Source organism: Pseudomonas zanjanensis, assembly GCF_014268745.2.
Taxonomy (GTDB): domain Bacteria; phylum Pseudomonadota; class Gammaproteobacteria; order Pseudomonadales; family Pseudomonadaceae; genus Aquipseudomonas; species Aquipseudomonas zanjanensis.
Window position 1 is genome coordinate 2,638,892 of record NZ_JABWRB020000001.1, and the last position, 12,232, is coordinate 2,651,123.

The window sequence follows — 12,232 nt, forward strand, 5'->3', positions numbered from 1 at the left end:
GCGAATTCCACGATGATACAGATCAGTGCCCTGCCCGCGTTCACCGATAACTACATCTGGTTGTTACAGGATCACTCCACCCAGCGCTGCGTCGTGGTCGACCCGGGGGATGCCGCGCCCGTACAGGCCTGGCTCGACAGCCATCCGGGTTGGGTCCTGAGCGACATCCTGATCACCCACCATCACCATGATCACGTCGGCGGCGTCCAGGCGCTGAAAAAGGCAACGAACGCCACCGTCTACGGCCCGGCCAGCGAAAACATCCCGGCGCGGGACCATGCGTTGAATGATAACGACAAGGTCCACGTGCTGGGCTGGGACTTCGATGTCCATGCCGTGCCTGGCCACACGCTGGGGCACATTGCCTACTACCACCATGGCCTGCTTTTCTGCGGCGACACCCTGTTCGCCGCCGGTTGCGGCCGACTTTTCGAAGGCACGCCTGCGCAAATGCACCACTCCCTCAGTCGCCTCGCCGCCCTGCCTGAAGATACGCTGGTCTACTGCACCCATGAATATACCCTCAGCAACCTGAAGTTCGCCGCTGCCGTGGAACCCGGCAACCCGGACATCGCCGCCCGCCTGGAAAAAGTCAGACGACAGCGCGACGAAGGCGTCATCACCCTGCCTTCGACCCTGGCCCTGGAGAAACTCACCAATCCATTCCTACGCACCGCTGAAACATCCGTTAAACAAAAAGCGGACGAACGGAACGGCCAGCGAAACCAGACGCCGAGTGAGGTTTTTGCGGCCTTGAGGGCTTGGAAAGATACGTTCTAAGGCAGCTATCGATTGATACAAAAATTCTGAAAGGTTGACCTGCTGGGGTGCGCTTCCTAGAATCGGCCGACATTTTTGCCCGGAACTTACTTCCAGCCAATGTCGTCATCTATACGCAGGTCCGTCCAGTCAGACACATTGACCCGCTTGGCTCAAGCCATCGCGGTGGCTGTGTCCGCCACCTTGGCGGGCTGCCAGAGCACGAGCCAGCTGCCGCAGAGCGATGCGGCGCACACCCCGAATATCGCTGCTCGCGCCAAGCAGAAGCCGGTATGGCTCACCGAGAAACCCAGCCCCCAAGTGCCCCAGGACGTCTGGGAGCGCATGCGCCAGGGCTTCCAATTGCAGGAAACGGCCGGCGTCAACCCGCGTATCGAGCAACAGCGCCTGTGGTTCGCCAGCAACCCTTCCGTCATGGAAAACGCCGGTGAGCGCGGCAGCCTGTACATCCATTACATCGTCGAACGCCTCGAAGAGCGCAACATGCCGCTGGAGCTGGCCTTGCTGCCGGTGATCGAGAGCGCCTACAACCCCATGGCCTATTCCCGGGCGCACGCAGTGGGCCTGTGGCAGTTCATCCCTTCCACGGGGCGCTACTTCAACCTGCGCCAGACCCGCTTTTATGATGGGCGTCGCGACATCACCGCCTCCACCACGGCCGCCCTGGACTACCTGACTCGCCTGCACGACATGTTCAACGGCGACTGGTTGCTGGCGCTGGCGGCCTACAACGCCGGGGAAGGCACGGTCAGCCGCGCCATCGAGCGCAACGAGAAACTGGGCTTGCCCACCGACTACTGGAACCTGCCGCTGCCCAGCGAGACCCAGGCCTATGTGCCGAAGTTGCTGGCGCTGTCCCAAGTGGTGCTCTCGCCCGACGCCTACGGCGTGAACCTCAACCCGATCGCCAACGAACCTTATTTCCAAGTCGTCGAGATCAACCAGCGCATGGACCTGTCCAAGGTCGCGGCGGTGGCCAACATCGACGAAGACGAGCTGTTCCAGCTCAACCCAGCCTTCAAGCAGCGCACCACCATCGACGGTCCCCAGCATTTGCTGGTGCCGACGTCCAAGGCCCAGTTGCTGACTGCCAGCCTGTCGACCATGCGCCCGGAAGAGTTGATCAGCCAGCGCGCCCTCAAGCCGGTTTTCGAATCCGCCGACGACAGCGAAGTGGAAGGTGCCAGGCGCACCTACCGCGTCAAGCGCGGCGACAACCTGGCCCAGATCGCCAAGGCCAACAAGGTCCAGACCAAGGATCTGCAACGCTGGAACAAACTCAGTGGCAACAAGCTCAAGGTCGGCCAGACCTTGGTGATGCAGGACACCAGGGCCAGCAAGACCACCGGCAAGCGCATCAGCACCGTGGTGGCCGCCAACAGCAAGAACCAGAAGAAGCAAACCCAGTACAAGGTCAAGCAAGGTGATTCCCTGTACGTGGTCGCCAAGCGCTTCAACGTGGAAATGCAGCACCTCAAGCGCTGGAACCCGCGAATGGGCAAGGCGCTCAAGCCTGGGCAGATGCTGACGGTTTACTCGCCGCACTAAGCCATCGATGGTTGAAGGGGCTGTTTGTGCCCGAGAAGCTTTTGTGGCGAGGGAGCTTGCTCCCGCAGGGCTGCGCAGCAGACCCGAATCTGGCACCTCGGTGTGACAGATGGATTGGGTCACGGCTTTTGGGGTTGCTGCGCAACCCAGCGGGAGCAAGCTCCCTCGCCACAAAGCGTTCTCGCGCCGGTTTCGAGTAATCCGAGACGCTTTGGCACCCCGCCTTTTTCCTGCCGATACAAGCTGTTACTGTACAGGCCATAAAAGCCCAAGCCGCCTGGATCGGATCTCAGACTTGATACGTCCCCTCCTCCTGCTCCTGATCAGCCTGGCCTTGAGCTCTCCCGCCAGCGCAACCATCAGCGAAAGCCATGGTTATGCGCAGTTCGGCACGCTCAAGTACCCGGCCAGGTTCACCCACTTCGACTGGGTCAACCCGCAAGCGCCCAAGGGCGGAGTCTTGCGGGTCATGGCATTCGGCACCTTCGATACGCTCAATCCCTACACATTCAAGGGCAGCAGCCCGGTTTCCACCCCCAATTTCCTGCAATACGGCATCAATGAGCTGAACGAACCGCTGATGGTCGGCACCGGCCAGTACGCACCGTCCGGTGATGAACCGACGTCGAGCTATGGCCTGATCGCCCAGTCGGTGGAATACAGCGAAGATCGCAGTTGGGTGGTGTTCAACCTGCGCCCCGAGGCGCGGTTCCACGATGGCGCCCCCATCACCGCTTATGACGTGGCGTTCTCCTACCGCACGCTGCTCAAGGACGGCCACCCGCAATACCGCACCAACCTGCAGGAAGTGCTACGGGTCGACATTCTCAACCCGCTGAAAATCCGCTTTGTCTTCAAGCGCGCGGGCAATCCGCTGCTGATCCTGCGCCTGGGTGAGCTGCCGGTGTTGCCCCAGCATTACTGGAAAGGCCGCGATTTCAAGGCGACGACCTTCGAGCCGCCCCTGGGCAGCGGGCCGTATCGCATCACCAAAGTGCAACCCGGTCGCCAACTGGTGTTCGAACGGGTGAAGAACTACTGGGGCAAGGACCTGCCGGTCAATCGCGGCAAGTACAACTACGACCGCATGGATGTGGAGTTCTACCGTGACAGCGAAGTTGCCTTCGAAGCCTTCAAGGCCGGTGAATTCGACATCTACATCGAGCACCAGGCCAAGAACTGGGCCAACGGCTATCAATTCCCGGCGGTCAACCGCGGCGACGTGATCAAGGCGCAGATTCCCCACCAGATCCCGACCCAGACCCAAGGCCTGTTCATGAACACCCGGCGCGGTACGTTCGCCGAGATCAAGGTACGTGAAGCCCTGGGGCTGATGTTCGATTTCGAGTGGACCAACCGCACCCTGTTCAGCGGCGCCTACAAACGCACCCTCAGCTACTACCCCAACAGCGAATTCTCCGCCACCGGCCTGCCGGTGGGTCATGAATGGCTACTGCTCAAGCCGTACCGCGAACAACTGCCACCTGAACTGCTCACCGAACCCTTCAGCTTGCCCAAGACCGACGGGCGCGGCATCCCTCGGGAAACCTTGCGCAAAGCATTGGGACTCCTGAAGGAGGCCGGTTGGAGCCTAAACGGCCAGCGCCTGCTGAACGCCGATAGCCAGCCCCTGAGCTTCGAAATCCTGCTGGTGAACCCGAACCTGGAGCGCATCCTGCAGCCCTACGTCGAAAACCTCGCCAGCATCGGCATCCAGGCACGGCTGCGCACGGTGGACCGAGCCCAGTACAAGCAGCGCCTGGACCAGTTCGACTTCGACATGATCCTGCTGACCTTGGGCCAGACCCTCAGCCCGGGGCTGGAGCAGTGGCAGTACTTCCATTCCAGCCAGGTCGGGGTCAAGGGCAGCAAGAACTACGCCGGGATCGCCAACCCGGTGGTCGACCACCTGTTGGAAAAACTGCTCGCCGCCCAGACCCGCGACGAACAGGTCGCCGCCGGCAAGGCCCTGGATCGCGTGCTGTTGTGGCAGCATTACTGCATTCCCAACTGGTATCTCAATTATCATCGCCTGGCGTACCGCAACCGGTTCGCCTTCGTCACCACGCCGCCCTACACCCTGGGCCTGAGCGCCTGGTGGCTGAAATCTTCGGAGAAAGATCAATGAAGCCTCTACGTGCCCTGCTCCTGCAGGCCAGTTGCCTGTTATTCGCCGGGCTGGCCTGCGCTGCGCCGCAGCACGCCTTGACGCTGTACAACGAGCCGCCGAAGTACCCGGCGGATTTCAAGCATTTCGACTACGTGAACCCCGATGCGCCCAAGGGTGGAATATTCCGCCAAGGCGGGTTTGGCAGCTTCGACAGCCTCAACCCGTTCATCAGCAAAGGCGTACCGGCCGACGACATCGGCCTGATCTACGACACCTTGGCCAAGCAGGGCCTGGACGAACCGTTCACCGAATACGGGTTGATCGCCGAAAAAATCGAGAAAGCCCCGGACAATGGCTGGGTGCGCTTCTACCTGCGCCCCGAAGCCCGTTTCAACGATGGCCACCCGGTACGCGCAGAAGACGTCGTCTTCAGCTTCCAGACCCTGACCAAGGACGGCGCCCCGATGTTCCGCGGCTATTACAACGACGTCGCCGAAGTCATCGCCGAAGATCCGCTCAAGGTCCTCTTCAAGTTCAAGCACACCAATAATCGCGAGCTGCCATTGATCCTCGGACAGTTACCCGTCCTGCCCAAGCATTGGTGGGCCAGTCGAGATTTCAGCAAGGGCAACCTTGAGATCCCTCTGGGCAGCGGTCCCTACAAGGTCGCCGAAGTGAAGGCCGGACGCTCGATCCGCTATGAGCGCGTGAAGGACTATTGGGGCAAGGACCTGCCGGTCAACCGTGGCTTCTACAATTTCGACGTGCTGACCACCGACTATTACCGCGACAACACCGTGGCCGTGGAGGCGTTGAAAGCCGGGCAGTTCGATTACTGGCTGGAAATGGCCGCCAAGAACTGGGCCAACGCCTACAACATTCCGGCGGTGACCGAAGGTCGGTTGGTCAAGGAACAGATCCCCAACGGCAACCCTACCGGCATGCAGGGCTTTATCTACAACCTGCGTCGCCCGGTTTTCCAAGACGTACGGGTACGCAAGGCCCTAAGCCTGCTGCTGGACTTCGAGTGGACCAACAAACAGCTGTTCCATGGCGCCTACGCCCGCACCCGCAGCTATTTCGAGAATTCGGAGATGGCGGCAACCGGGCTGCCTGGCGAAGACGAATTGAAAATCCTCGACCCCTTGCGTGGCAAGATTCCCGAGCAGGTCTTCACCGAAGCCTTCCAGCCTTCCATGTGTGACGGCAGCGGCATGATCCGTGACCAGCAACGCAAGGCCTATCACCTGCTGCAAGAGGCCGGATGGCGCATCGTCGACGACAAGATGGTCGATGCCCAAGGCAAGCCCGTGGTGCTGGAATTTCTGCTGGCCCAGACCGAGTTCGAGCGAGTCTTGTTGCCATTCAAGCGCAACCTGAGTGACTTGGGCATCGAACTGGTGATCCGCCGCGTGGATGTATCCCAGTACATCAACCGTGTGCGCTCCCGGGACTTCGACCTGGTGGTGGGCAGCTTCCCGCAATCCAGCTCGCCAGGCAATGAACAGCGCGAGTTCTGGATGTCCGCCGCCGCCGACAAGCCCGGCAGCCGCAACACCATGGGCTTGAAGGACCCGGCCGTGGACCAGTTGGTGGAGCAATTGATCAACGCCGATTCGCGCAAGAGCCTGGTGGCCCATGCCCGGGCATTGGACCGCGTCCTGCAATGGGGCTACTACGTGATCCCCAACTGGCACATCAAGACCTGGCGCGTGGCCTATTGGAACCACATCGGCCACCCGAAAGTCACGCCGACCTACGACATCGGTACCACCACCTGGTGGGTCAAGCCGGAGGTCAAACCGGCCGATGAAGTAGAAAAGCAGGTCATCGAGCAGCAAGTCGCCGCCCCTGCGAGCGTGGAGTAACAAGATGCTGGCTTATATTTTTCGGCGACTGCTGCTGATCATTCCCACCCTGTTCGGCATTCTGTTAATCAACTTCGTCATCATCCAAGCCGCGCCCGGCGGGCCGGTGGAACAGATGATCGCCAAGCTCGAGGGCTTCGAGGGCGCCACCAGCCGCATCGCCGGCGGCGGTGCCGAAGTATCGGTGGCCGGTTCTTCCTACCGCGGCGCCCAGGGCCTGGACCCGGCGCTGGTCAAGGAGATCGAACGCATGTACGGCTTCGACAAGTCGGCGCCCGAACGCCTGTGGATCATGATCAAGAATTACGCCCGCCTGGACTTCGGCGACAGTTTTTTCCGCGACGCCAAGGTCATCGACCTGATCAAGGAAAAGATGCCAGTGTCCATCTCCCTCGGCCTGTGGAGCACGCTGATCATGTACCTGGTGTCGATCCCGCTGGGGATCGCCAAGGCCACGCGGCATGGCAGCCATTTCGACGTGTGGACCAGCTCGGCAATCATCGTCGGCTACGCGATCCCGTCGTTCCTGTTCGCCATCCTGCTGATCGTGGTATTTGCCGGCGGCAGTTATTTCGACTGGTTCCCGTTGCGCGGACTGACTTCAAACAACTTCGACGAATTGAGCATGGGCGGCAAGATCCTCGATTACTTCTGGCACCTGGCCTTGCCCGTGACCGCCCTGGTGATCGGCAACTTCGCCACCATGACCCTGCTGACCAAGAACAGCTTCCTCGACGAAATCAACAAGCAATACGTGGTCACCGCCAAGGCCAAGGGCCTGACCCGCCATCGAGTGCTCTACGGCCATGTCTTCCGCAACGCCATGCTGCTGGTGATCGCCGGTTTCCCTTCGGCATTCATCGGGATCTTTTTCACCGGCTCGCTGCTGGTGGAAGTGATCTTCTCCCTCGACGGCCTCGGCCTGATGAGTTTCGAAGCGGCCATCAACCGCGACTACCCGGTGGTGTTCGGCACCCTGTTCATCTTCACCTTGCTGGGACTGGTGGTGAAACTGATCGGCGACCTGACCTACACCTTTGTCGATCCGCGCATCGACTTCGAAAGCCGGGAGCATTGATGTGAACCTGTCCCCTCTCAATCGCCGTCGCTTCGAATTGTTCAAGGCCAACAAGCGTGGCTGGTGGTCGCTGTGGCTGTTCCTGGTCCTGTTCGGGCTGAGCCTGGGCGCCGAGCTGATCGCCAACGACAAGCCGTTGGTGGTGCATTACGACGACGGCTGGTACTTCCCGGCCCTCAAGCGCTACCCGGAAACCACGTTCGGCGGCGAGTTCCCACTGGAAGCCAACTACAAGAGCCCCTACATCCGCGAACTGCTGGCCGCCAAGGACGCCTGGGTGCTGTGGGCGCCGATCCCGTTCAGCTACCAGAGCATCAACTACGACCTGAAGGTCCCGGCCCCGGCCCCCCCTTCTGCCATGAACTGGCTGGGTACCGACGACCAGGGCCGCGATGTCCTCGCCCGGATCATCTACGGCTTCCGCATTTCGGTGCTGTTCGCCCTGACGCTGACGCTGCTCAGCTCGATCATCGGCGTGATCGCCGGCGCCCTGCAGGGCTTCTATGGCGGCTGGGTGGACCTGGCCGGCCAGCGCTTCCTGGAAATCTGGTCCGGGCTGCCGGTGTTGTACCTGTTGATCATCCTGGCCAGCTTCGTGCAGCCCAATTTCTGGTGGCTCCTGGGGATCATGCTGCTGTTTTCCTGGATGAGCCTGGTGGACGTGGTCCGCGCCGAGTTCCTGCGCGGGCGCAACCTGGAATACGTGCGCGCCGCGCGAGCACTTGGCATGCAGAACGGCGCGATCATGTTCCGCCACATCCTGCCCAACGCCATGGTCTCGACCATGACCTTCATGCCGTTCATCCTCACCGGCGCCATCGGCACCCTCACCGCCCTGGACTTCCTCGGCTTTGGCCTGCCGCCGGGCGCGCCGTCCCTGGGCGAGTTGGTGGCCCAAGGCAAGTCCAACCTCCAGGCGCCATGGCTGGGCATCAGCGCGTTCGCCGTGCTGGCCCTGATGCTGAGCCTGTTGGTGTTCATCGGCGAGTCCGCTCGCGATGCCTTCGATCCGAGGAAGTGATATGAACCAGGACAATCTGATCGAAGTACGCGACCTGGCGGTGGAATTCGTTGTCGGCGAACGCCGCCAGCGCGTGGTCGAAGGCGTGAGTTTCGATATCAAGCGCGGCGAAACCCTGGCCCTGGTGGGTGAAAGCGGCTCGGGCAAGTCGGTCACCGCCCACTCGATCCTGCGCTTGCTGCCCTACCCCCTGGCCCATCACCCCACCGGGACCATCCAGTACGCCGGCCAGGATTTACTGGGGCTGAAGGAAAAAACCATTCGCCATATCCGCGGCAACCGGATCGCGATGATCTTCCAGGAGCCGATGACCTCCCTCAACCCGCTGCACTCCATCGAAAAACAGATCAATGAAGTGCTCGGCATCCACAAGGGCCTGAGCGGCAAGGTCGCAACCCGCCGGACCCTTGAGTTGCTGGAGCTGGTCGGCATTCCCGAGCCCCACAAGCGCCTCAAGGCCCTACCCCACGAGTTGTCCGGCGGCCAGCGCCAGCGGGTGATGATCGCCATGGCCCTGGCCAACGAGCCGGAACTGCTGATCGCCGACGAGCCGACCACCGCCCTGGACGTCACCGTCCAGCTGAAAATCCTCCAATTGCTCAAGGATTTGCAGGCGCGATTGGGCATGTCTCTGCTGTTGATCAGCCACGATTTGAACCTTGTGCGAAGAATTGCGCATCGCGTATGTGTCATGCAGCGCGGTTGCATCGTCGAACAGGCATCGTGTGAAGAGTTGTTCCGCGCGCCGCAGCATCCGTACACTCGGGAACTGCTGGGCGCTGAACCCAGCGGCACCCCGGCGAACAATGTCGTCGGCCCGCCGCTGTTGCAGGTAGAGGACCTGAAAGTCTGGTTCCCGATCAAGAAAGGCCTGTTCAAACGCACGGTGGACTACATCAAGGCCGTGGACGGAATTCGCTTCAGCCTGCCCCAGGGCCAGACCCTGGGCATCGTCGGCGAAAGCGGCTCCGGCAAGTCCACCCTGGGGCTGGCAATCCTGCGGTTGATCGGCAGCCAGGGCGGGATCCGCTTCGAAGGCAAGTCGTTGGACAGCCTGACGCAGCAGCAAGTCCGGCCGCTGCGCCGGGAGATGCAGGTGGTGTTTCAGGACCCCTTCGGTAGCCTGAGCCCACGGATGTGCGTCAGCCAGATCGTCGGCGAAGGCCTGCGGATCCACAAGATCGGCACCGAAGCCGAACAGGAACAAGCGATAATCGCGGCATTGAAGGAGGTAGGCCTGGACCCGGAAACCCGGAACCGCTACCCCCATGAATTTTCCGGAGGGCAACGGCAGCGTATCGCCATTGCCCGGGCCCTGGTGCTCAAGCCGGCGTTGATTCTGCTGGATGAACCCACGTCGGCGCTGGACCGTACCGTACAACGCCAAGTGGTGGAGCTGTTGCGGTCGTTGCAAACCAAGTACAACCTGACGTACCTGTTTATCAGCCATGACCTGGCTGTCGTCAAAGCGCTGAGCCACCAGCTAATGGTGGTCAAGCATGGCCAAGTGGTCGAACAAGGTGATGCCCGCAGCATATTCGCCGCGCCGCAGCACCCCTATACACAGCAGTTGCTGGAGGCCGCCTTCCTGGCCCCAACAACTGCCGAATAACCTGAAAAGAGGAGCAACACATGGGTTTTCTCGCCGGTAAGCGCGTACTGATCGTCGGTGTCGCCAGCAAGCTGTCCATCGCATCCGGCATCGCCGCCGCCATGCATCGCGAGGGCGCTGAGCTTGCCTTCACTTATCAGAACGACAAACTCAAGGGTCGTGTCGAAGAGTTCGCACAAGGCTGGGGCTCGAGCCCTGAGCTGTGCTTCCCGTGCGACGTGGCCAGCGATGAAGAAATCGCCAAGGTCTTCCAAGAGCTGAGCAAGAAGTGGGACGGCCTGGACTGTATCGTGCACTCCGTGGGCTTCGCACCGGGCGACCAACTGGACGGCGACTTCACCGAAGCCACCACCCGTGAAGGTTTCCGCATCGCCCACGACATCAGCGCCTACAGCTTCGTGGCCCTGGCCAAGGCCGGTCGCGAAATGATGAAAGGCCGCAACGGCAGCCTGCTGACCCTGTCGTACCTGGGCGCCGAGCGCACCATGCCGAACTACAACGTCATGGGCATGGCCAAGGCTTCCCTGGAAGCCGGCGTCCGCTACCTGGCCGGCTCCCTGGGCCCGGACGGCACCCGCGTCAACTGCGTATCGGCAGGCCCGATCCGCACCCTCGCCGCTTCCGGCATCAAGAACTTCCGCAAGATGCTGGCCGCCAACGAAGCGCAAACCCCGCTGCGTCGCAACGTCACCATCGAAGAAGTCGGCAACGCCGGCGCCTTCCTGTGCTCGGACCTGGCGTCGGGCATCAGCGGCGAAATCATGTACGTGGACGGCGGCTTCAACACCACCGCCATGGGTAATATCGAAGAGTAATCTTCACGCGCATCACGCTTAACAAAACGCCGCTTGCTCCGGAAAGGGCAAGCGGCGTTTTTTGTTGTCGATTGCCTGATTGCACCGCCATTCCCTGTGGGAGCGAGCTTGCTCGCGATGGCGGTATGTCGGTGATATGGCCCTGTGGCGAGGGAGCTTGCTCCCGCTCGGCTGCGAAGCAGTCGTGAACCGGCGGGTGCGGTGTGTCTGACGCTCCGCATTCGGCAGGTTTTGGGGCCGCTTCGCGCCCCAGCGGGAGCAAGCTCCCTCGCCACGGATTGTCGACGACCTTAAGTGAACAGCGTTACCTGTGGGAGCGGGCTTGCTCGCGAAAGCGGTGGGTCAGCTTGCATTGATATTGAATGTACCGACGCCTTCGCGAGCAAGCCCGCTCCCACAGGGATTAGCCTGTGTTAACTGCGTAGCACCTGCTTCTGCGCATACATCGCTGCATCGGCGTCAGCCAGCAGGTTGTCGATCGACCGATGGCGCTGGGCGTTGTACTCGATCTGGCCGACGCTGAAACGAATGTCATAGCCGCGCTGCAACATCGCATTGCGTTCATCAAGGATTTCCTGGAGCCGCGCCATGATCGTCGTTGTCTCGACATGGGAAGAACCCGTGAGCAGCGCCACGAATTCATCACCGCCCAGACGACCGATCACATCACTTTCGCGAAAGGCGATGCGCAGCACGTCGGCGAAGGTTTTCAGCGCGTTGTCACCCTCGGCGTGCCCATAGCGATCATTGATCGGCTTGAAGTCATTGAGATCGAAGAACAGCAGCGTCGCCGGTCGCGACAAGCGATCACACACACTCAACGCATGCTGGGCCAGCGTCCTGAAGCCGCGCCGATTGGACAACAGCGTCAGCTCGTCCATGCTCGCCATCTGCACCGCGACCATTTCCTGCTCGGCCATGCGCGCCAGGTCGCGCAGCAGTTCGCGTTCCTCGTCATTGAGACGGCGCGGCTTGGTGTCGAGCAGGCACAACGTGCCCAGCTTGCTGCCATCCTCCAACCCCAGCGGATGCCCTGCGTAGAAGCGAATCCCAGGCGTGTCCGTGACCAGCGGGTTGTCGTGGAAGCGCTCGTCCTGTTCCGCATCGCAGATCTCCAGGATCTGATCCTGCAAAATCGCATGCGCGCAAAACGAAACTTCCCGCGAGGTTTCGCTGGCCTCCAGGCCAGCGCTGGACTTGAACCACTGCCGGTTGGCGTCCACCAGCGACACCAGGGCGATGGGCACGTCAAACAGGCGTCGGGCAAGGCGGGTCAGGCGATCAAAGCGCTCTTCGGGTGCGGTATCGAGCAGTTTGAGCGAGTGCAGATTCTTGAGGCGAACGGCTTCGTTGTCCGGTTTACCTGGCGCAAGCATCGGAAACTCCATTGGCGGGATTGC

The 12,232-nt window shown here is 61.3% G+C and carries 9 protein-coding genes; 8 read left to right on the forward strand and 1 reads right to left on the reverse strand.

Features of this window, described 5'->3' with window-relative positions; all coding sequences use genetic code 11:
- Positions 1 to 12 precede the first annotated feature (12 nt).
- The 8 genes from gloB to fabI all read left to right on the forward strand — a co-directional run bounded on the left by gloB (position 13) and on the right by fabI (position 10,832).
- Positions 13 to 780 carry a hydroxyacylglutathione hydrolase gene (gene gloB / locus HU715_RS10965; RefSeq protein ID WP_186704865.1) on the forward strand — a complete coding sequence of 256 codons (768 nt, stop codon included), beginning with the start codon at positions 13 to 15 and terminating at the stop codon, positions 778 to 780.
- Positions 781 to 879: 99 nt separating this feature from the next.
- Positions 880 to 2,328, forward strand: a complete 1,449-nt coding sequence (locus HU715_RS10970) for a transglycosylase SLT domain-containing protein (RefSeq protein ID WP_186704864.1) — start codon at positions 880 to 882, stop codon at positions 2,326 to 2,328.
- 295 nt (positions 2,329 to 2,623) lie between these two features.
- Positions 2,624 to 4,456 carry an extracellular solute-binding protein gene (locus HU715_RS10975; protein ID WP_189656087.1) on the forward strand — a complete coding sequence of 611 codons (1,833 nt, stop codon included), beginning with the start codon at positions 2,624 to 2,626 and terminating at the stop codon, positions 4,454 to 4,456.
- Positions 4,453 to 6,306 (forward strand): extracellular solute-binding protein, encoded by a 1,854-nt coding sequence (locus HU715_RS10980; RefSeq protein ID WP_186704863.1) that lies wholly within the window; start codon positions 4,453 to 4,455, stop codon positions 6,304 to 6,306. Before HU715_RS10975 ends, HU715_RS10980 begins: the two co-directional genes overlap by 4 nt.
- A gap of 4 nt (positions 6,307 to 6,310) precedes the next feature.
- Positions 6,311 to 7,384 carry a microcin C ABC transporter permease YejB gene (locus tag HU715_RS10985; protein ID WP_186704862.1) on the forward strand — a complete coding sequence of 358 codons (1,074 nt, stop codon included), beginning with the start codon at positions 6,311 to 6,313 and terminating at the stop codon, positions 7,382 to 7,384.
- A 1-nt stretch (position 7,385) separates the two neighbouring features.
- Positions 7,386 to 8,405: a microcin C ABC transporter permease gene (locus HU715_RS10990; RefSeq protein WP_186704861.1), complete on the forward strand. Its 1,020-nt coding sequence runs from the start codon at positions 7,386 to 7,388 to the stop codon at positions 8,403 to 8,405.
- Position 8,406: 1 nt separating this feature from the next.
- Positions 8,407 to 10,017 carry an ABC transporter ATP-binding protein gene (locus tag HU715_RS10995; RefSeq protein ID WP_186704860.1) on the forward strand — a complete coding sequence of 537 codons (1,611 nt, stop codon included), beginning with the start codon at positions 8,407 to 8,409 and terminating at the stop codon, positions 10,015 to 10,017.
- Between the two features lie 20 nt (positions 10,018 to 10,037).
- Complete coding sequence (fabI, locus tag HU715_RS11000) at positions 10,038 to 10,832, forward strand: enoyl-ACP reductase FabI (protein ID WP_186704859.1); 795 nt, start codon at positions 10,038 to 10,040, stop codon at positions 10,830 to 10,832.
- A gap of 413 nt (positions 10,833 to 11,245) precedes the next feature.
- On the opposite strand, the gene HU715_RS11005 is transcribed toward fabI, so the two are convergent.
- The gene (locus HU715_RS11005) at positions 11,246 to 12,208 is read right to left on the reverse strand and encodes a GGDEF domain-containing protein (protein ID WP_186704858.1); all 963 of its coding nucleotides are present in this window, start codon (positions 12,206 to 12,208) and stop codon (positions 11,246 to 11,248) included.
- Positions 12,209 to 12,232: the final 24 nt, after the last annotated feature.